Raw genomic sequence first — 19,829 nt, 5'->3', positions numbered from 1 at the left:
AAGAACCGCACGGCGCGTCGCGCTCATGCATGATGGAGGAATGTCCTCTGACTCCGCGGCGCGCAAGACGCGCTCTCCGGCCGGTTCCATGCGGCTGTCCGAGATCGCGACCATCGCGGGAGTCAGCGAGGCGACGGTCAGCCGCGTCCTGAACCGAAAGTACGGCGTCGCCCAGAAGACGCGTGAGCAGGTCGAGGCGGCGCTGCGCGAGGTCGGGTACGAACGCTCCGTCAAGGGCGAGATCGTCCTCATCCTGGTGCCGAGCCTCAAGGGGATGATCTTCGCGGAGATGTGCAACGAGATCGAGACGTATCTCTCGCCGTACGGCCTGCGCGCGGTGATCTGCCCCGTCTTTCCCGGCTCCATCGTGGAGCAGGACTACGTGGACATGATGATCGACAAGGGGATCGCGGGCGCGATCTTCCTCTCCTCCAGCAACACGATGCGCAATTCGGATCCGGTCGCGCATCAGCTGCTGGAATCCCGCGGAGTTCCGTTCCTCACCGTGAACGGCCCGTTCGCCGATGCCGACGCGCCCACGGTCTCCACCGACGACTGGCACGCGGCCGAGCTGTCCGTCGCGCACCTGTACGATCTCGGCCATCGTCGGATCGGGCTGATCGCAGGACCGACGAGCAACATCCCCGCCGATCGCCGCGTCGAGGGCTTCGTCAACGCGATGGACGCACGCGACATACCCGCGGCCGAGGAGCTCGTGGTGCGCGTGCACTACTCGATCGAAGGCGGGCGCAGCGCCGCCGACGAGCTGCTCTCCGCAGGCGCGACCGCGATCATCGCGTCGAGCGACGACATGGCGCTCGGCGCGTACCGCGCGATCACCCGACGCGGGCTGCGCGTACCTCAGGACGTGTCGGTGATCGGATACAACGATTCGTACGTGCTCGACTTCACCGACCCGCCCCTCACCAGCGTGCGCCAGCCGATCGAGACGATCGCCGAGATCTGCACCAGGACACTGGTCACGATGGTGCAGGATCGCCCGATCCGCACCGAGGAAGTACTGGTCGAGCCGGAGCTGCGAGTGCGCCGGTCGACCGGACCAGTCCGGGCCGCCGGATCGGAGCCCTGACCACTCGTCGGCGCACGCCCGACGCATCCGATCAACCGCTGACCGGCGCCGCGCATGTTCCTCGCGATAGTTAGTGCCGTGCGATCCGGATCTCGCCCTCCGGCGCGACCGCACCGGCCTCGCGCGCCGCGCCGCCGAGGTGCGGATCCCGGAAGCCCCGAGCATCCGCGAGCCGGACACGCAGGTACGTCGACGTCCGGTTGATCACGCGGCACTCCGCCGGCGTCACCGCGACCGTGACGGCGCCGTCCCCGAACGGTACATCGGCGAGCTCTATCTCGCCGATGGCGGACGGCAGCCCGGGACGCAGGGTGAGCGTGCGCCGAGGCGCATCGGGCTCGAGCCCGACCAGGCCGAGCACGATCTGGGCCAGCAGCGTGAACGGCACCTCCGGATAGCTGCCGTTCGTCCCCTGCGCAGAGACCTCGTGGGGCTGTCCGCGGAGGGCGTGGATCCGGCGCATCCAGTCCCAGGCCTGCTCGGGACGCGCATGCCGGAAATACAGGTCGGGCAGGTACGTCAGCGCCTCCACGTTCCTCGGCGCCGTTTCGGGCGCCTGGCATAGGCGATCGACACGGTCCAGCTCGTACCCCGCGCGCTCGTCCACGAGCAGCCCTTTGAGCAGCGGGAACCACGTCGACTCCCGCGACCAGGCGCGCACCGGTTCCCCCTCCGCGGTCCAGCCGCACACGACGTCGCCCGAAGGATGCCTGCTCCAGACGTCTCGGTAGTGGTGACGGAGGAGCCGGGCCTGCTGCTCGAGTTCGGGATCCGGCGCCCCGGCGCCTCCGGCGAGCGCAGCGACATGGCGCGTCGCCGCATACTGCGCCGCGAAGCCGTCCCCGGCTTCGCGCAGCACGATCCCGGGGAGCTCGTTGTAGCTGGCTGTGCCTTCGAAGATCCCCGCGCCGCTCGCCTCGGCGACTCCGTTGCGCGGCGCCTGGTCGTGCCGGTCGACGAAGGCGGTGACGATGCGGCGCACGGCATCCGCCTCGGCGGCCCAGCGCGGGTCGGCGCCCCAGCGGTGCAGCACCTGCACCGTCTCCGCGAGCTCGAACACCGCGGGCAGCTCGCGGACGAAGTCGTCCGGCCCCCGGTAGTCGATCGCGAGGGGCGTCTCGTGGTCGAAGTTGACGGCCCAATACGGCCAGCCACCCCGTCGTTCGTCGGCCGAGCGCAGGAAGGACTCGATCATGGCCGCCGTGCGCATGCCGAGCCCGAGGATCTGTGCGCCGACGGCTTGATGCGCGAGGTCGCGCAGATAGTACCCGCTGCGGTGCCCGTATCCGGCCCGATACGAGTCCCGGTAGAGCACCGTGCCGGCTCCTGCCGGGCACTGCTCGGAGACATCGCGCGGACCGCGCTGCCCGCCCGCCACGAGGTGGGAGAGCGCATCGGCACGCGCGGTCTCGAAGATGTCGCGGAGTTCCCCGTCATCCGTGCGCAGGGCGAGCACGATCAGATCCTCGTGAACTCGACCAGCGCGGCATCCTGCGGGCGCAGTGTCGGCAGCGGCAATCCGATCTCGGCGATGATGCCGCCCGGCAGCTTCGCTCCTTCGGTCCACCATCCCGGCTGCGCGCGGCGCCGCGTCGGGTCGTCCGCGCCGTCGGGCAGGATCCGCCGGACCCGGTAGCGTGCAGCGGGATCCAGGCCGGGAATCCGCAGGAATCCGCCGGGTACGTGCGCGGGCGAGTCGATCGCGGTGAGCGTCGCGATCGCCCGCTCTCTCCCGGGAGCAACGATGGCCTGTGCGATCAACGCGTCCTCGGTCTCCAGGCGATGGAGGCGCCCGCGCTCGACGACCGGACGGACATCCTTCACGATGCGGATCCATCCGGCGAGCTCCGCCCGCTCGGCATCGGTCGCCTCGCGCAGATCCCACTCGATGCCGAAGCTGCCAGTCAGGGCGGTGATCGCACGGAACGTCATCGATGAGGCCCGGCCGGTGACATGCGCGACCTGCGCACCCACGTGCGAACCGAGCATCTCCGGCGGCACCAGGAGACTCGTGCCGCGCTGGATGCGCTGCCGCTCCAGCGGGTCGTTGGAGTCGCTGGTCCAGAATCGGTCGGCGACCTCGACGACGCCGAGGTCGATGCGGCCGCCGCCCGAGGAGCACGACTCGATCTCCAGCCACGGGCAGGCGTCCTTCACCGCGCGCATGAGCGCGTACACGGCCTGCGTCTGCCGATGCACCCCCGGGCGATCGAGGCGCCGGTCGATGGGCTCGATCAGGTCGCGGTTGTGATCCCACTTCACGTAGTCCACACGATGGCGGGTGATGATGTCGACGAGTCGCTCACGCAGGTACGCGAACGCGTCGGGATGCGCGACGTTGACCACGAGCTGATTGCGCGCGAGCGGAGCGTCGCGGTCGATCGGGCTGAGGATCCACTCCGGGTGGACCCGCGCAAGGTCCGAGTCCGGATTGGCCATCTCCGGCTCGAACCACAACCCGAACTGCATCCCCGCCGCGCGCACGTGATCAACCAGAGGTGCGAGGCCCTCTGGCCACACGGTTTCGTCCTCGTACCAGTCGCCGAGCCCGGCACGGTCGTGCCGACGCCCGCGGAACCAGCCGTCGTCCAGCACGAACCGCTCCACGCCGATCCCGGCGGCGAGGTCCGCGAGGGCGAACAACGGCGCCGGTTCGTGGTCGAAGTACACCGCCTCCCAGGTGTTGAGCGTGATCGGGCGTCCGACGGCAGGATGCTCGGGACGGGCCCGCAGCATCTCATGGATCCGCGCCGACGCCTCGTCCAGGCCCTCGCCGTACGTGAGCACCAGCCACGGGGTGGTGTACTCCTCCTCGCCCTCGAGCACGAGTTCGCCGGCGTCCAGCAGCTCGCCGGCGCCCAGGAAGGAGTACCCGCCGTTGGTCCGGTGAGCCCAGACCCGCTGGTTGCCGGACCACGCCAGATGCGCAGCCCACACCTCTCCACGCGCCGGACCGAACCCGGGTTCACCCGCGACGAGCAGCGTGACCGCATCCGGCCCTGTCCGCCCGTGTCGGCTCTCGCGCAGGTGCGTGCCGTCGACGATCTCCGCACGCTGCGGTCGCCGCTCCGCGCTGTGCCGCCCGGTGAAGTCGAGGAGGCTGGCGGCCCTGGCCGGGATCGGCACCGCGATGTCGAGCCCGGAAACCGTGAACGCATCCTCGCCGATGTTGCGCAGAGCAGCGCGGATTCGGAGCACCCCTGTTCCGGTGAGCTCGATCTCCTGCCGCAGCATGAGCCCTGCCGCGTCGTCGCGCCCGGTCACGACCGCCCGCTCCCCCGCCACGGTGGCCTCGACGCGGGCGAACGCCGCGAACGGCGCTCGCCCCTCGCGCAGACCGGCGACGCCAGGGAAGCCGAGCCATCCCTGCCGCGCTTCGGGAACCACACCGACGGGCCGTGGTGCGTCGGGCTCGTCCACCACGCGTTGACGGTGCCCGTTGCGGGCGAGCGCGGCCAGGATCTCGTCATCGACGGGGCCGAGCGCGCGGCCCCAGTGCACGACGACGGGCATCGCGTCCACGTCGAGCGCCAGCACGACGCTCACACCTCCAGCGGTCAGGTGCACGGTCTCGGCGCTCATTGCTCTCCTTCGAGTCTTCACGGCACGTTCTGCAATCTTGCAATAGATTCTTGCACATTTGCTGATATCCGGTAGTGTGTGACCCATCGCGATGTCGCGATGTCCCCCGCCCCGAAAGGAACTCGAACGATGACGTTCTCTGCACGAAAGAGCAGCCTCACCGCGCTGGCGATCGCCGGCGTGGCGGCATTGACGCTCAGTGCCTGCTCCTCCACGAACGGCGGGTCCACAGCCGCCGACAACGGAAAGATCGACGGAAAGATCACCGTGTGGTCCTGGACCGCTCCCGCCAAGGGTCTGCGCGCCGCAGCGACCGACTTCGAGAAACTGCACCCCGGCGTGAAGATCGACGTGCAGGATGTCGGCAACCCCGCGATCTGGGACAAGATCACCACCGGCATGGCCGCGGGCGGCGCAGGCCTCGCCGACGTGCTCAACATCGGCATCGACTACATGGGCAACTACGTGGAGAAGTTCCCGAATCAGCTTGTGGACCTGAGCCAGTACGGCGCGGACAAGCTCGCGAAGGACTTCCCCGCGGGCGCGTGGAAGAGCGGCACCGGCGCGGATGGCAAGGTCTACGGAATCCCCTACGAGGTGAACGCCACCGGCTTCTTCTACCGCACCGACATCTTCCAGCAGGCAGGGGTGGATCCGTCCTCCATCAAGACCTGGGACGACCTGCTCGCGGCCGGCAAAACCATCAAGGACAAGACCGGCGTCCCGCTGATGTCGATGGACAAGGCCGCGACCCAGGGCGATTCGGGTGGCCTGTGGCAGCTACTCGCCAACCAGCAGGATTCGTTCTACTTCAACGCCCAGGGCGAGATCACGATCAACAACGCCGCCGGAGTGACGGCGCTGGAAATCATCAAGAAGGCGAACGACGCCGGCATCGTGGAGGACCGTCCAGGGACCTGGGACAATCTGGTCGCCGCGATGAAGGGCGACAAGCCCGTCGCGACGTTCACCGCGGGCGGCTGGATGGCCGGCGAGATCACGCACGACGCCCCCGACATGGCAGGGAAGTGGGGCGTGCAGAAGCCTCCCGCTGTCAGGCCCGGCGGGCTCACGGCCGCGATCAACGGCGGGACGTACCTCTCCGTCTCGAACACGAGCAAGAACAAGGCGACCGCAGCCGCGTTCGTCCAGTACGCGATGGGAACGGTCGAGGGCCAGAAGGCGACGTATGACGCCGGCGGGATGTTCCCCGGCTTTGAGCCGTTCATCGGGTCCAAAGACTTCTCGACGCCGATGCCCTATTACGACAACGCCAAGGTCAACGACATCTTCATCGCGCAACTGAAAGAGAAGACTCCCGTCGTCAACTACACCAGCGACTACGCCCGCGCTCTCAAGGTCTACACCGACGCCCAGACCGAGGTACTGCTGAAGGGCGCGGATCCGAAGAAGGCGCTCGACGAGGCGGCGAAGCTTCTCGCACAGCAGACCGGCCGCAAGATCGCCAAGGACTGAGGAAAGAGGATCGCGGTCCCGAGGGATTGGCCCTCGGGACCGCAGCCGATCATGACTGCCATCGCAGAACCGCACCCCACCCGCGCCCCAGCGCGGCCCGCCCCGACACGTCGGCGCTTCTCCGCGCACCCGCGTGCGACGCCGTACCTGTTCCTGCTGCCCACGATCCTGCTGTTCGCCGTCTTCACGTGCTACCCGTACGTGTACGCGCTGTGGCTCAGCCTCACCCGATCGCAGGGCGGGCAGACCCTCTTCGCCGGACTCGACAACTACGTCCGCCTTGCACAGGATCCGCTCTTCTACACTGCGCTGTGGAACACCTTCGTGATCCTCATCGTGCAGGTCCCGATCATGCTGGCGCTGGCCGTGCTGCTGGCCGTGGCGTTCAACTCGGTGCTGCTGAAGTTCCGTGCCCTCTGGCGAACGCTCTACTTCGTCCCGATCGTGATGGGCCTCGTCGCCTATGGGATCCTGTTCCGCGCCCTGTTCAGCTCCGAGGACGGCTTCGTCAACCAGATCCTCGGCGCCGTGGGGATCGGCCCGATCCCGTGGCTGTCGGATCCGTTCTGGGCCAAGATCACGATCGTGATCGCGATGACCTGGCATTACACCGGTCAGAGCGCGATCATCTATCTCGCGCAGCTGCAGTCGATCCCGACGGAGCTGTACGAAGCGGCCTCGGTCGATGGCGCCGGCGCCCGTCAGCGGTTCTGGCACGTGACTCTGCCGGGGCTCCGCCCCGCGCTCGTGCTCACCGTGATCCTGTCGACCATCGGCACGCTGCAGCTCTTCGACGAGCCCTACGTGCTGACCAACGGCGGTCCGGTCAACGCGACCCTGACGGTCGGGATGTACCTCTACCAGAACGGCTTCAAGTATTTCGACTTCGGCTACGCCTCGGCGATCGGCTACGCCCTGACCATCATCATCGGCCTGATCTCCCTGCTGCAGCTGCGACTCTTCCGGGAGAAGCGATGACCACCGCCCTCGCAGGCCCGCCTCAGCGCGCCCGTTCCCTCGTGCTCACCACCGTGATCGCCGCCGGCGCCGTGCTCATGGCGCTGCCGTTCTACTGGCTGATCATCGCGTCGACCTACCGCGGCAACGACATGTTCTCCGCCCCGCCCCGCTTGCTCCCAGGCAACGCGTTCCTCGACAACGTGCGCGGTCTCTTCGGCGACACCGGATTCGGGCAGGCATTGTGGAACTCGGTCGTGGTCTCCGGCGTCTACACGCTGCTCGGCCTGGTGGTGTGCACGGCCGCGGGGTACGCGTTCGCGAAGTTCGAGTTCCGCGGCAAGTCGGCCATGTTCGCGGTCCTGCTGGTCACACTCGCGCTGCCCTCGCAGGTCACCCTGGTGCCGCTGTTCCAGATGATGGTGTGGCTCGGCTGGCTGGACACCTATCAGGCCATCATCCTGCCCAGCCTCGCTCTGCCGTTCGGGGTGTTCCTGATGCGCCAGACCATGATGTCGGTGCCCGACGAACTACTGCAGGCCGCCCGCGTAGACGGCGCCGGTGAGTTCCGCGCGTTCGCCCGGATCGTCGTGCCCACCGTTCGGCCTGCGCTCGCCGCTCTCGCGATCTTCCTGTTCCTCGCGCAGTGGAACGCGTTCGTGTTCCCGCTCGTGGTGCTGCGAACCCCCGAGGCGTACACGGCGCCGGTGGCCCTGGCGACGCTACAGGGCGTCGGCACCACCGACTACGGCCAGCTCCTCACCGGAACCATGCTGTCGATGGTGCCGATCCTCATCCTGTTCCTCTTCCTCCAGCGCCAGTTCGTCGCCGGCATCCTCGCCGGCGCCGTCAAGCAGTAAGGATCCCTGTGCTTCTCGAAGACCATCAGCTCGACCAGGTCCAGTGGACCGCTCTGGGCCGGGACATCGTCCTCGGCGTCAGCGGCGGTTGCGCTATCCGCTCCGTCGAACGCGTCGGCGCCCTGATCGAGGTCGCCGTCGTGGCCTCCGCCCCCGGCCAGGTGCTGTTGAACGGCCCCCTGGGCAACGCGTCGGGCGTCTGGCACGCCGGCTACGACCCGATCCGCGGTCTCCCCGCCGACTGGGCTGGCAAAGAACAGTTCAGTGCTGTCTGGTCGCTGCCGGTGAACGTACTGTGCGATGTCGACGGCAGTGCGCAGATCGCGTTCGGCTTGGACTGCATGACCGCCGTGGGCCTGATCGAGTACGGCGTCTCGGAGGAGTTCAAGTCCTACGTGGCACGGTTCGCCGTCGACGACGCACTTCTCGACGCCGGCGACGGAGTGTTCCGGCTGCTCCTCGTCGCGGAGCGCGAACCGTATGAGGACGCGATCCGCCTGCTGTCCGCCGAGCTGCGCAAGGGTCTGCCCGTGCGTCCCGCCTCGTCCTACGCGCTGGAGCCCGTGTACTCGACGTGGTACGCGTTCTCGCAGCGGATCGACGCCGAGATCGTGCGGTCGCACGGGCTGGACGCGCGCAGGCTGGGCTGCCGGTCGGTCTTCATCGATGACGGCTGGCAGGCGTTCGGCGACGGCCGCTGGTACGCCGGCTGCGGCGACTGGGTGCCGGACACCGCCAAGTTCCCGGATCTGCGCGCCAGTGTGGGCGAGCTGCACGAGGGCGGGCTCGGGGTCATCGCCTGGATCGCGCCTCTCCTGCTCGGCGAGCAGAGCGAGGCCTACGCGACGCTCTCCGGCCATGCCCCGTTCATCTCCGAGGGGCTGCGCGCGCACGTGCTGGATCCGCGGATCCCTGCCGTCAGAGAGCACATCGTCGCCACCTGTGCCCGGCTGATGGCCGACTACGCACTGGATGGGTTGAAGATCGACTTCCTGAACAACGCGATGGTCTACGCGGGCACCGATTCCCCGGGCGACATCGCCGACGTCGGTGAGGCGATGAAGACCCTCCTGCGCGAGATCGCCGATGCCGTCGACGCGGTGCTCCCCGGTGCTCTGATCGAGTTCCGGCAGCCCTACGTCTCACCCGAGATCGCCGGTTTCGCGGACGTGATCCGTGCGAACGACTGCCCGGCCGACGCGGACCAGAACCGTCGTTCGACCGTGGATCTGCGACTGCTCGACTCCTCCCAGGTCGTGCACTCGGATCCGATGATGTGGGACCCTCGGGCGGGTGCCGATGCTGCCGCGCGGCAGATCCTGAACGCGTTCTTCTCGGTGCCGCAGTTCTCGATGCCGATGGATGCCCTGCCACCGGAGCAGGTCGCCGTCGCGGCCGAACTCCTGAGAGCCTGGCACGAGCTGCGCGAGGTGCTCGTGCGAGGCAGGATCCGGGCGGCTCTTCCCGGCGAAGGGTACCCCGTCGTGACGGCCGAACTCGACGGTGTGCTCGTCGTCGCCGCCTATCAGCCGCGCGTGCTCGAGCTGGAGCTGGCCGGCGTGGAGCGACTCGTCATCGTGAACGCGACGGCGAACGATCTCCTGCCGTACCGCGTCAGCTCGGGCGACGCGGCGCGATTCGACCTCGACCGCGCCGGATACCTGCGTCTCCCGACCTGGAACGTGCACGATCTGACCCGTCCCTGAGCGGCGCACAGGTCCCGTCCCCCGCCGAGGCGACGGGCGGGACCTGTGCGGAGCCTCGCGTCCTCGCGCCTAGAGCTCGACGTCGACGAGCACCGGCTCGGGCTGCAGCAGCAGGCCGAACTCGGAATGCACCCGGTTCTGGATGAACCGGGCAAGCTCGGCGATCTCCCCCGCCGTCGCCCCGCCGCGGTTCGTGAGCGCGAGCGCGTGCTTCGTGGAGACCCCGGCGCGCGAACGCGGCAGCGTGAATCCCTTGCGGATGCCGGCGTGCTCGATGAGCCAGGCCGCGCTCACCTTCACGTCGCTCGGCGGCGCCTCGGGCTTGGGGGCGAGGCCGTAGTACGAGTCCAGGGGGATCACCGTGACCGTGTCGAGGTCGGGTGTCACCGGCCAGCGCGGGCACTCGGGCGGAAGCGTGCGTGCCGTCGCCTCGGAGACGATCGCGTTCTGGAAGAAGGATCCGGCGCCGTGGGTATCCGGATCCGCGGGGTCGAAGAGCATTCCCTTGGCCGCACGAGTGGAGAGGATCCGCTGCCGCACCCACGCCAGCGGTACCGGCTCGTCGCTCGTGAGCTGCAGCGCACGGCGCAGCTGCTCGCCGCGCACCTCGCGTCCGGCGTCGCCCGTGACTGCGAGATCGAGCGTGACGGAGAGGATCACGGCGCGGCGTTCGGCGACGGATCCGTAGTGGTGCTTGAGCACCGAGGTGCGGAAGCCGAGACCGAGCTCGGAGGCCGGAGTCACGACGACCTCGCCCGAGTGCTCGTCGAGCAGCTCGACCTCGACGAGGGTCTCCTGGATCTCCTGGCCGTACGCGCCGATGTTCTGCACGGGGGCTGCGCCGACGGTGCCGGGAATCCCGGACATCGCCTCGACGCCCGCGTAGCCGTGCTCGACCGCATAGGCGACCAGCGCGTCCCAGTCGTGCCCGGCCTGCGCGCGCAGCCGGATCCGACCGGGATGCGGAGACGGGAGCTCCTCGATGCCGCTCGTGCGGATGCGGATCACGGTGCCGTCGAAGGGCGCGTCCCCCGCGAAGAGGTTCGATCCGCCGCCCAGCACGAACCATGCGTCACCGGTCGCCCACACGTCGCGGAGCACGGCGACCAGTTCGTCCTCGGTGGCGGCATCGATCATCCGCGCCGGCGCCGCACCGGTCTGCAGCGTGGTCAGCTCGGCAAGACGCACGGACAAGATCTCCGCCATGTCAGAGCGAGTCCGCCGCGACGCGCAGCTGCGCCTTGACGAGCACCGTGGTGTCGGCGTGCTTGACGACGAGGTCGATCCGCACTGCGGTCTCGTCGAGCGCACCGACCTTCGCGGTGATCGCGACGTCAGCGCCGTCCTGCGGGTCGACCACGACAGGGCGGGCGAAGCGCACACCGTAATCCAGCACGCGTGCGGTGCCGGGAAGCGCGGCGATCGCGACGGACGAGGCGACGCCCATGGTGAGCATGCCGTGTGCGAGCACGCCCGGCAGACCGACCTCGGCGGCGACGTCGTCACGGTAGTGGATCGGGTTGAAGTCGCCGGATGCGCCGGCGTAGCGCACCAGCGACTCGCGCGTGAGATGCACGGTGCGCTCGGCGATGATGTCTCCGACGTTCACGCGGCGGCCTCCTCTTCCTCGGCGGGCGCATCGCTCACGAGCAGCACCGACGTGGCCGTGACGACGTGCTCGCCCGCGGCGTCGCGGATCTCGGCGTCACTGGTGATCATCGCGGCAGGGCCCATCGCGCGGATGCCGGTGACGGTCAGCTGAGCGGTGAGCTCGTCCCCGGCGACGATCGGACGCGTGTAGGAGAAGCGCTGCTCGGCGTGGATCGTGCGCGATAGCACGATCCCGGAGTCCTCCAGACCGAGCAGCTGCTGCAGCGTGAGGTCCTGGATGACCATCGCGAAGGTGGGCGGAGCGACGACGTCGGCGAACCCGAGCACCCGAGCTGCCTCGACGTCGGTGTGCTGCGGAGCATCGGCGAAGACGGCGCGCGCGAACTCGCGCACCTTCTCACGACCGACGAGGTACGGGGCCGTCGGCGGGAACTCCCGGCCGACCAGTTCAGGATTCACGGGCACCCCTCGATCCTACCGAGCGGGGCTGATCCCTCGCCGAGCAGGGGCGCCTCAGCCGCGGCCGCCGATGAGCGCAGGCGAGATCGGAGCACCACGCGGCGTGGCCTGAGGCTCGGACGAGACGAGACCGGCCGCGATCGCCAGCACGCGCGCAGCCAGCGGACGCGCCCTGCACCCGTCCAGCAGCGCCGACATCGTGACGCCGTCACGACCGGCGATCCCCTGGATCAGGCCGTCTGCGAACAGCGACGCCGCGCCGATCCGCTGCTGCCCGGCGAGCTGCGCACGCACGGCCTCCTCTCCGCCTGCCCGGTCCCCGGCGAGGAGAGCCGCAGCCCCCGTGAGCGGGAGCGGGGCGAGCCAGGAGTCCTCGACGGCCACCAGCGCATCCGTTCCGCAGAGCGCGATGGCGGCCGCCCCCGTGCCTTCGCCGAGCAGAAGCGTGACCGAGGGCACCGGCAGCGATGCGGATGCGGCGAGGGTCAGCGCGACCTCCTGGGCGATCCCTTCCTCCTCCGCCGAGGTGGACACTTCGGCACCGGATGTGTCGGCGACGGCGACCACCGGGACGCCCAGGGCGGCGGCGAGCGCCATGGCCCGGCGTGCGGCGACGACGTCCGCGACCGTGGTCGCCGTGCGGCGGGTGCGATCCTGCCCGATGAGGAGGAAGGCTGCCTTCCCCGATCGCGCCCACCCGGTGATGAGTTCACCCGGTCCGCCGCGGCGGCCGACGAATTCGTCGCAGGCCGCGATGAACTCCCCCAGCGCAGGCCGGCCGGGACGCGCTGCGTTCTGCACCGCCGCCCAATCCGCGCCGGACGGGACCCCTGTCCTCGTGGCTGCGGCCGGCGAGACGGCGTCGCCGACAGGGTCTGGTGCGACCGCACCGTCCGCGGTCTCGAAGACCGCGAGCAGGCGCGCGGCGCGGTCGCGGAACCGGGCGGCGTCCACAACCGCGTCGAGGCGCTCGTGCGCCCGGAGGTTCTCCGCGGTCTGCACGCCCTCGGAGATCGGCGGCGCACCGCCGTGTTCGGCGAGTGCCGCGACGACCCTGGGGCCGAGCAGCCCGACCAGCGCGCCGGGCTCCGCGCTCACGTCGTGTGCGAGCGACGCCCAGGATGCGTACACGCCGCCCGTCGTGGGGTGCCGCAGATGAGCGAGGTAGGGCAGGCCTGCGGCGCGGTAGGCCCCGACCGCGGTGGTGATCGTGCGCATGGTCAGGAAGGCAGCGGCGCCTTCCTGCATGCGGGTGCCACCCGACGCGAGCCCGGCGAGCACCGGGATCCGCTCTCGGCGCGCGCGGTCGAACAGCGCGACGATGCGCTCGGCCGTCGCGACGCCGATCGAGCCGCCGAGGAACCCGAACTCGCTCACGATCACCGCGACCGCGCGGCCCCGGACGGATCCGCTGCCGGTGCGCACCGCCTCGTCCGCGCCGGTCCGCGTGGCTGCCCGCGCGAGCACGTCGCGGTAATCCGCGTCGGCCGGCACGCCGATCGCGATATCCCAGGAGCAGAACGACCCGGGGTCGAGGACGTCGTCGAGCCAGCCGTCCGCCGTGCTCACGACGCGAGCCATTCCCTGATCGACTGGGTGTGCTCGCCGAGCAGCGGCGGCGCATCGTGCTGAACGCGCCCGGTCTCGGTGCCGTCGAAGTCGAACATCCGCAACGGCCCGCCCTGCAGGGTGAGGTCCCCCAGGACGTCGTGGTGCACGCCCAGGGCGAGGCCCTGACTGAGCGCCTGATCCCAGGCGAACACCTCGTCGACCGTGCGCACCTTGCCCGCGGGCACGCCCGCGGCGCCGAGCGTCTCGAGCAGCTCATCACGCGAGCGGCTCGAGAACGCGGCCTCGATGTGGGCGATCAGGGCGTCCCGGTCGGCCACCCGCCGGCCGTTCGTCCCCCAGCGCTCCTCTTCGGGATCCACGCCGACGATCGGTGCGAACGCCCGCCACAGCGCGTCCGATCCGACCGAGATCTGCACGACGCCGTCGTTGCAGCGGAAGGCGCCGTACGGCGCGATCGACGGATGCTGGTTGCCGATCGCTCGGGGAGACTCCCCGCCCACGGTCCATCGGGTCGCCTGGAACGCCAGGACTCCGACGATCGACGACAGCAACGAGGTGCGCACGACACTCCCCCGGCCGGTGCGCTCGCGCTCGACGAGGCCGGCGAGCACGCCGACCACGCCGTGGATCCCGCCGAGGAGATCCCCGATGGGTACACCCACCTTCTGCGGAGTCGCGGCGTCTGCACCGGTCAGCGACATCAGCCCCGCCTCCCCCTGCAGGATCTGGTCGTACCCGGCACGACGCGCCTCGGGGCCGTCGTGGCCGAATCCGCTGATCGAGAGCAGCACGAGCCGCGGGTTCAGTTCTTCCAGCCGGGCCGGATCGAAGCCGAGCCGGTCCAGCGTTCCGGGCCGGAAGTTCTCGATCAGGACATCGGCGCGTCGGACCAGCTCGGTGAGCATCGCCCGATCGGCGTCGTCCTTGAGATCGAGGGCCACCGACTCCTTGTTCCGGTTGCAGGAGAGGAAGTAGGTGGACACCTGCTCCTCCCCTGCCGTGACGAACGGCGGACCCCAGGCCCGGGAGTCGTCGCCGCCGTCCGGCCGCTCCACCTTGATCACCCGAGCGCCCAGGTCGCCGAGCATCATGCCCGCGTGCGGTCCGGCGAGCGCACGGGACAGATCCACGACCAGCATCCCGTCCAGGGGACCGCTCACGAACCGACCTCGACTTCCTCCGCCGGGATCTCGTCGGTCGCGATGCCCGCACGCGGCCCACGAGTGATCCGTACGATCGCCTCGACGACGCCGAACACGACGACGTTGAGTACGAGGCCCAGGAAGCCGTTGTCCCAGGAGCCCAGCGGGATGTTCGCGAACGTGGTGACGGCGACGAACAGGGTGCCGGCGACGAGACCGGACGAGACCGCGACGGTGCTCACGCGCACCCGTCGGCCGAGACCGGCGGCCACCGCCGGAGCCATCTGCGCGAGCCCTCCGTACGTGAGCAGCAGCAGTGCGCCGATGTCGCTCTTGATCAAGCCGAAGGCGAGAGCGAGCCCCATCGCCGCGACGATCACGACCCGAGTGGTGATGAACCGGCCGCGCTCGGAGAGGCGGTAGGTCACGTTGTTGGCGACGAGGGAGCCGATGCCCATCGAGATCGCAGCAGCGGGCACCATCGCGGCAGCAGCTCCGAACACGGCGACCACTGCCACGAGCCACTCGGGCAACGCCTGCTGCGCGGCGGTGAACAGCACCTGGTTCGGGATCGTCGTGGCCGGGATCTTCAGCACCGCGACCATGCCGACGGTGACCGGCAGGAACAGCAGCAGCTGGTACACGGCGAGCCACTTGGCGTTGCTGCGCACGACGTTGCCGCTCTTCGCCGCGAGCATCGGCGGCCACAGGTGCGGGAAGGTCTGGAAGCCGGCACCGATCACCGTGATCGCGACCGAGGTGACCCACCAGATCGCGTCGAAGCCGGGCGCGTGCGTGGTGAGCAGGGTGTCGTTCGCCTTCGCGACCTGCGCGAACACCTCGGGGAAGCTGCCGGCTGCCGCGACCACGCCGACCGTGACCACGACCAGCGCGATCAGCATCCCGAAGTCCTTGAAGATCGAAACACGGGCGATGCCGCGGATGCCGCCCCACAGCACGAACACGATCACCAGGGCACTGGCGAGCACCATGCTGAGCCCACGGGCCGAGGCGGAGCCGGTCGCGAGCTGGACGATCAGTCCGAGACCCGTGAGCTGCAGCTCCAGGTACGGGATCAGGAACAGCGCACCGACGACGGCGACGATCACGCTCAGCGTCCGCGAGCGGAAACGGTCGCGGAAGAAGTCGGCCATCGTGAGATAGCCGCGCGACGCGGCGATGTTGCGGATCCGCGGTGAGACGAAGTACTGGATCGACAGGCACGCGGTGAGGTAGCCGATCGCGTAGGTCGCGCTCACGCCGCCGACGAACGCGAGCCCGGCCAGGCCCAGGAAGCTGAACGTCGTCAGCGACTCTCCCGCCTGCAGGAACCACGAGGTCCACACCGGCAGCTTGCGCCCGGCGACCAACCACCCGGACATGCTCTTCTCCCGGCGGCGCCCGGCGACGCCGATGAGACCGATCAAGACGATGCCGGCGACGATGATGACGGTCATCATGCGTGCTCACCACCGATCGCGGACTCGACGGGCGTCGACTCACCGTGCTCGCGCACCTGACGCCGGATGCCGGCGTCGACCACGTTCAGCAGGGCGACGGTGAGCACGACGTTGAAGGCCATCCACACCAGTACGGCGGGCACACCCCACCACAGCGTGGGCGTCACGGCGAACGGCAGGAACGGCGTGATCAGGATCAGCAGGACCGGGATGCCGGCGACCGCCACGCGGGCGGGGGTCGCGATGCGCCCGGTGACGCGGATCGCGCCGGTGGGCGTATCCGGCGTCTCAGCGCCGGAGGTGGACGGGGTCATGGGTGTTCTCCTTCGAACAACGGTGGAACGGTCGGGTGGGGTTGAGGATCTGAGGGATCGGGATGAGTCGGACGTCAGGAGGCGGCGTGCGATGCCGATGCTGCGGCGGGAACCGCGAGCAGCGTCTCGATGGCCTTCGCGAGTTCGAGCAGCTCGACGTCCTGGCGGGGGCCCGCGAGCAGTTGGGCGCCGACCGGCAGGCGACCGGCGTAGCCGGCCGGGAGAGACAGCGCAGGAACGCCGAGCGGCGTGAACAGCCAGGCGGCGCGCATCCAGTCGAGGTAGTCGGTCATCGGCGTGCCCGCGACCTCACGGGGCCAGTCCCGCTCGACGGGGAACGGAAGCATCTGCGTGACGGGGGCGAGCACCACATCCGTGTCGGCGAAATAACGCGCCGCGGCCCTGGTCAGACGCGTGACCTCGCCGTAGGCGCGCATCACGTCCGGTCCGCTCACCTTCTCGCCCTCGCGGATGTTGCCGGCGACGAAGTCGTTGAAGTTCTCGGGCTCGGCCTCCAGCAGCGCGCCCCAGCCGGCGTTGAACGCCGCGGCGCGCAGGGTGCGGAACGCCTCATCCGCGCCGCTCAGATCGGGACAGCCGATCTCGACGATCGCCCCGGCCGCCTCCAGTGCACGGGCCGCCTCGTCGAGCACTGCGCGCACGGCGGGCTCCACGACCACGCGACCGCCGAGGTCGGCGGCATAGGCGATGCGGACACCGGCGAGATCGCGCTCACGGAGCTCGCGCAGGCGGGCACGATCGAGCTCCGGAGCGCACGGCACGTCCCGCGTCTCGCCGTTCATGACCGACAGGAGCAGTGCGGTGTCGTCGATGGTGCGCGCCATCGGCCCCGCGGTCGCCAGCGGGTCGAAGACGTTCGGGCTGTCCGCGTTCGGGACGACCCCGGGCGTCGGACGCATACCCACCACGCCGCAGAACGCGGCGGGATTGCGCAGGGATCCGCCCATGTCACTGCCGTCGGCGATCGCCGTGAACCGCGCGGCCAGCGCGGCGGCGGCTCCGCCGCTCGAACCGCCGGCCGACCGGGACGGATCATGCGGATTGCGGGTGACACCGTAGACCTCGTTGGCACTGTGCGATCCGGCCGCGAGCTCGGGGATGTTCGTCTTGCCGTAGAACACCGCTCCGGCTTCGCGCATCCGTGCGATGTGCAGATCGTCATGGTCCGAGATGCTGCCGGCGAAATGGCGGTGTCCGAGGGTGTTCGGGAAACCGGTGACGTGCCCGAAGTCCTTCACCGCGGTCGGCACACCGTGCAGCACGCCGCGACGCTCCGGTGCCAGGCCGTCCACGCGGCGGGCATGCTCGTGCGCCAGTTCCTCGTCGAGGGCGACGACGGCGTTGATCTCACCGTTGCGCCTGGACACCTCGGCGAGGTGCGCGTCGAGCAACTCCACCGCCGTGAGCTCGCCGCTGCGTGTCAGACGGGCCTGCTCCTTGGCGCTGAGTTCCACGACATCGCCGGATTCAACCACTTCAACTCCATTTCGCACCGCTCTGTGCCAGATTCGATGCCTTGATGCATCGTTTGGGCCAAAGTAACGGACTCGACGAGCGAAGTAAAGAAGAAATCGGAAAATAACGACCGGAACGCACCAGATCATCGATCTCGACGCACGGAATGCGTCATCCGCGCACGATCGCACGCCGGTGCGATCGTCGTATCCGGCGGAGCGGCGATCAGGCCTCGCGGACCAGCACTCCGCTGCGCTTGTAGGCAGCGACGACGGAGGCCGCGCGGATGCCGTCCACCTGGGTCGACCACGGGCTCTCGGTGAGGAATCGGCGCAGCTCAGTCACCGTGGGAACCGCGACGTCGACCAGGATCTGCTCGTCGGCGAGGATGAACGCCGCGTACCGCACGAACGGCGAGGCCTGCAGCGCGGCGGACACGGACGCCACCGCGGCGGGAGGGACGCGCAGCCAGACGAACCCTGCGATCGGGAGCCCGAGGGTGGACGGGGCGATGATCGCGCGCACGTCGACGGCGCCGCCGATCAGCACGCTCAACCGCCGCCGGACGGCCGACTCGCTGAGTCCGACGATCTCGGCGATGTCGATCGCCGACGCACGGGCGTCCCGCTCCAACGCGGCGAGGATCGCCTCGTCGCCGTCGTCGAGCTCGAGGAGAGGCTGATCGATCAGCGGCGGGCGCCCGAAGTCCGGGTTCAGCGCGTGCGCTTCGTCCCCGGTCAGCTGGCCCGGCATCCAGCCCGACAGGGTGCGGTAGTACTCCAGCATGGGGATGACGGCCATGCCGGTCACGCCGGGGATCGACGGGATGTCGCGCAGGATCAGATCGGCGTACTCGGGGGGCGCCTGCTCCTCGACGAGGATGCGCAGCGGGGATCCCAGCACGTACACGAAGATGCTGCTCTCCCGTGCGGCGAGAGCGCGCGCGATCGCGTCGACATCGGCGGCGTTCGCCTGCACCTCCAGCAGCACCGTGCGCGTCGACCGCACCACGCCGATGCGAACAGCCTGCGACTCCAGCAGAGCGTTGCCGCGGCGCACCACTGTGCTGACGGGAACGCCGATGATGCCGGCGATGCGCCGCCACGAGGCGCGACCGTCGACCTGCAATGCGCCGATCACTCGGCGGTCGATCTCATCCAACGCCATGGAGCCAGTATGCCGCCGGAAGCATGCGATCGCCGCACTGTCGTCCCGGCCCAGCCGGGAGGAAACCGCAACGCACCGCGGTTCAGGCCTTCCGGCGGTCTCGAACGGCTCTGAGCCCCATCTGAACGCCGATGACGGCGAGATAGACGGCGAAGAGAATGTTCCCGACCTTCGGATCGAACTGCGTCGCGAGCCAGGCGCCGAGCGCGGTCATGGTGCACGCGGAGAGCCCGATGATCGTCGCGGCGAGGAGATCGACGTTGCGGTGGCGCAGGTTTCCGACCGTTCCGGAGATGGCCGTCGGAATGATCATCATCAGCGACGTGCCCTTGGCCTCGAGATCGTTGAACCCGAACAGCAGCATCAGGATCGGTACGACGATCACCCCGCCGCCGACCCCGATGAGACCCGCCAGCACGCCGGTGCCGAACCCCAGAACCACCAGGCCCACGCCGGAGAACCAGCTCAGCAGGAACTGCGAGTCACGGGAGGGGATCACCAGAAACAGGCTCACGACCACGATCACCACGAACCCGACGAAGCACCAGCGCAGCACCGGCTGCGAGATCCGCGTCGCCACCCGTGTGCCGACCTGCGCGCCGACGACAGCCGCCGCCGCGAGGATCAGCGCGGGGATCCATGCCACGGCTCCGTGCAGCGCGTAGCTGGTCACGCCGACGATGCTGGTGGGGACGATCGCCGCGAGCGAGGTGCCCGCCGCGAGGCGCTGATTGAAGCCGAGCAGCAGCACGAGCAAGGGGACGATGATCGTCCCGCCGCCGACGCCGAACAGCCCGGAGAGGAGGCCCGCGGCCACGCCGATCCCGACGAACGACGCGTAGGCGCGCGGCCCTCGCATCCGCTCGACGGCGCCCTCGCCCACACTCGCTCCTGTCCGCCGTTCCTGGCGGAGCAGCACGGTCCAGCGTAGTCCGAGGGGGCGAGCCGCCCATCGGC

At 69.6% G+C, this 19,829-nt stretch carries 17 protein-coding genes; 5 read left to right on the top strand and 12 right to left on the bottom strand.

Going from position 1 to position 19,829, the window contains the following annotated elements; translation table 11 throughout:
• Positions 1 to 40 precede the first annotated feature (40 nt).
• Positions 41 to 1,090 (top strand): LacI family DNA-binding transcriptional regulator, encoded by a 1,050-nt coding sequence (locus tag AC1DCT_RS15070; RefSeq protein WP_477231050.1) that lies wholly within the window; start codon positions 41 to 43, stop codon positions 1,088 to 1,090.
• 70 nt (positions 1,091 to 1,160) lie between these two features.
• On the opposite strand, the gene AC1DCT_RS15065 is transcribed toward AC1DCT_RS15070, so the two are convergent.
• Both AC1DCT_RS15065 and AC1DCT_RS15060 read right to left on the bottom strand, forming a co-directional pair.
• Positions 1,161 to 2,546: a hypothetical protein gene (locus AC1DCT_RS15065; protein WP_477231051.1), complete on the bottom strand. Its 1,386-nt coding sequence runs from the start codon at positions 2,544 to 2,546 to the stop codon at positions 1,161 to 1,163.
• A gap of 2 nt (positions 2,547 to 2,548) precedes the next feature.
• Positions 2,549 to 4,672, bottom strand: a complete 2,124-nt coding sequence (locus AC1DCT_RS15060) for an alpha-galactosidase (RefSeq protein ID WP_477430126.1) — start codon at positions 4,670 to 4,672, stop codon at positions 2,549 to 2,551.
• 129 nt (positions 4,673 to 4,801) lie between these two features.
• On the opposite strand from AC1DCT_RS15060, the gene AC1DCT_RS15055 reads away from it, so the two are divergent.
• The 4 genes from AC1DCT_RS15055 to AC1DCT_RS15040 are packed head-to-tail and all read left to right on the top strand — an operon-like array spanning position 4,802 to position 9,671.
• Positions 4,802 to 6,148, top strand: coding sequence for an ABC transporter substrate-binding protein (locus tag AC1DCT_RS15055; RefSeq protein WP_477231053.1), 1,347 nt, complete (start codon positions 4,802 to 4,804; stop codon positions 6,146 to 6,148).
• 51 nt (positions 6,149 to 6,199) lie between these two features.
• Positions 6,200 to 7,126, top strand: coding sequence for a carbohydrate ABC transporter permease (locus tag AC1DCT_RS15050; protein ID WP_477231054.1), 927 nt, complete (start codon positions 6,200 to 6,202; stop codon positions 7,124 to 7,126).
• The gene (locus AC1DCT_RS15045) at positions 7,123 to 7,965 is read left to right on the top strand and encodes a carbohydrate ABC transporter permease (RefSeq protein WP_477231055.1); all 843 of its coding nucleotides are present in this window, start codon (positions 7,123 to 7,125) and stop codon (positions 7,963 to 7,965) included. Before AC1DCT_RS15050 ends, AC1DCT_RS15045 begins: the two co-directional genes overlap by 4 nt.
• Before the next feature lie 8 nt (positions 7,966 to 7,973).
• Positions 7,974 to 9,671: a glycoside hydrolase family 36 protein gene (locus tag AC1DCT_RS15040; protein WP_477231056.1), complete on the top strand. Its 1,698-nt coding sequence runs from the start codon at positions 7,974 to 7,976 to the stop codon at positions 9,669 to 9,671.
• Positions 9,672 to 9,740: 69 nt separating this feature from the next.
• Here the strand turns inward: AC1DCT_RS15040 and AC1DCT_RS15035 are convergent, their stop codons facing one another.
• The 10 genes from AC1DCT_RS15035 to AC1DCT_RS14990 all read right to left on the bottom strand — a co-directional run bounded on the left by AC1DCT_RS15035 (position 9,741) and on the right by AC1DCT_RS14990 (position 19,731).
• A complete protein-coding gene (locus tag AC1DCT_RS15035) occupies positions 9,741 to 10,877 on the bottom strand; it encodes a UDP-N-acetylmuramate dehydrogenase (protein ID WP_477430124.1) in 1,137 nt (378 codons plus the stop codon).
• A 1-nt stretch (position 10,878) separates the two neighbouring features.
• Entirely contained in the window at positions 10,879 to 11,280 is a 402-nt protein-coding gene (locus AC1DCT_RS15030; RefSeq protein ID WP_441977146.1) for a MaoC/PaaZ C-terminal domain-containing protein, read from the bottom strand.
• Positions 11,277 to 11,747 (bottom strand): FAS1-like dehydratase domain-containing protein, encoded by a 471-nt coding sequence (locus AC1DCT_RS15025; RefSeq protein WP_477430122.1) that lies wholly within the window; start codon positions 11,745 to 11,747, stop codon positions 11,277 to 11,279. The genes AC1DCT_RS15030 and AC1DCT_RS15025 overlap by 4 nt, the downstream gene beginning before the upstream one ends.
• Before the next feature lie 48 nt (positions 11,748 to 11,795).
• Positions 11,796 to 13,310: a carboxyl transferase domain-containing protein gene (locus tag AC1DCT_RS15020; RefSeq protein ID WP_477430120.1), complete on the bottom strand. Its 1,515-nt coding sequence runs from the start codon at positions 13,308 to 13,310 to the stop codon at positions 11,796 to 11,798.
• Positions 13,307 to 14,452 (bottom strand): CaiB/BaiF CoA transferase family protein, encoded by a 1,146-nt coding sequence (locus AC1DCT_RS15015; protein ID WP_441977203.1) that lies wholly within the window; start codon positions 14,450 to 14,452, stop codon positions 13,307 to 13,309. The genes AC1DCT_RS15020 and AC1DCT_RS15015 overlap by 4 nt, the downstream gene beginning before the upstream one ends.
• A gap of 17 nt (positions 14,453 to 14,469) precedes the next feature.
• On the bottom strand, positions 14,470 to 15,915 hold the full coding sequence (locus AC1DCT_RS15010; protein WP_441977143.1) for a sodium:solute symporter family protein: 1,446 nt from the start codon (positions 15,913 to 15,915) through the stop codon (positions 14,470 to 14,472).
• Complete coding sequence (locus AC1DCT_RS15005; RefSeq protein ID WP_441977142.1) at positions 15,912 to 16,229, bottom strand: hypothetical protein; 318 nt, start codon at positions 16,227 to 16,229, stop codon at positions 15,912 to 15,914. Before AC1DCT_RS15005 ends, AC1DCT_RS15010 begins: the two co-directional genes overlap by 4 nt.
• Positions 16,230 to 16,303: 74 nt before the next feature.
• Positions 16,304 to 17,725: an amidase gene (locus AC1DCT_RS15000; protein WP_477430118.1), complete on the bottom strand. Its 1,422-nt coding sequence runs from the start codon at positions 17,723 to 17,725 to the stop codon at positions 16,304 to 16,306.
• 205 nt (positions 17,726 to 17,930) lie between these two features.
• The gene (locus tag AC1DCT_RS14995) at positions 17,931 to 18,872 is read right to left on the bottom strand and encodes an Lrp/AsnC family transcriptional regulator (RefSeq protein ID WP_441977140.1); all 942 of its coding nucleotides are present in this window, start codon (positions 18,870 to 18,872) and stop codon (positions 17,931 to 17,933) included.
• Positions 18,873 to 18,954: 82 nt separating this feature from the next.
• On the bottom strand, positions 18,955 to 19,731 hold the full coding sequence (locus AC1DCT_RS14990; protein ID WP_477430504.1) for a sulfite exporter TauE/SafE family protein: 777 nt from the start codon (positions 19,729 to 19,731) through the stop codon (positions 18,955 to 18,957).
• Positions 19,732 to 19,829: the final 98 nt, after the last annotated feature.

This window comes from Microbacterium sp. 10L49 (assembly GCF_056395125.1).
The sequence above is the reverse complement of the archived record's forward strand: the minus strand, read 5'-3'. Positions and strand labels throughout refer to the sequence as shown.

Bases quoted from the DNA above. Each gene is read 5' to 3' on its own strand.
- AC1DCT_RS15070 (WP_477231050.1), top strand. From the start codon at position 41: ATGTCCTCTGACTCCGCGGCGCGCAAGACGCGCTCTCCGGCCGGTTCC.
- AC1DCT_RS15060 (WP_477430126.1), bottom strand. From the start codon at position 4,672: ATGAGCGCCGAGACCGTGCACCTGACCGCTGGAGGTGTGAGCGTCGTG.
- AC1DCT_RS15055 (WP_477231053.1), top strand. From the start codon at position 4,802: ATGACGTTCTCTGCACGAAAGAGCAGCCTCACCGCGCTGGCGATCGCC.
- AC1DCT_RS15050 (WP_477231054.1), top strand. From the start codon at position 6,200: ATGACTGCCATCGCAGAACCGCACCCCACCCGCGCCCCAGCGCGGCCC.
- AC1DCT_RS15045 (WP_477231055.1), top strand. From the start codon at position 7,123: ATGACCACCGCCCTCGCAGGCCCGCCTCAGCGCGCCCGTTCCCTCGTG.
- AC1DCT_RS15035 (WP_477430124.1), bottom strand. From the start codon at position 10,877: ATGGCGGAGATCTTGTCCGTGCGTCTTGCCGAGCTGACCACGCTGCAG.
- AC1DCT_RS15015 (WP_441977203.1), bottom strand. From the start codon at position 14,452: ATGCTGGTCGTGGATCTGTCCCGTGCGCTCGCCGGACCGCACGCGGGC.
- AC1DCT_RS15010 (WP_441977143.1), bottom strand. From the start codon at position 15,915: ATGATGACCGTCATCATCGTCGCCGGCATCGTCTTGATCGGTCTCATC.
- AC1DCT_RS15005 (WP_441977142.1), bottom strand. From the start codon at position 16,229: ATGACCCCGTCCACCTCCGGCGCTGAGACGCCGGATACGCCCACCGGC.
- AC1DCT_RS14995 (WP_441977140.1), bottom strand. From the start codon at position 18,872: ATGGCGTTGGATGAGATCGACCGCCGAGTGATCGGCGCATTGCAGGTC.
- AC1DCT_RS14990 (WP_477430504.1), bottom strand. From the start codon at position 19,731: ATGCGAGGGCCGCGCGCCTACGCGTCGTTCGTCGGGATCGGCGTGGCC.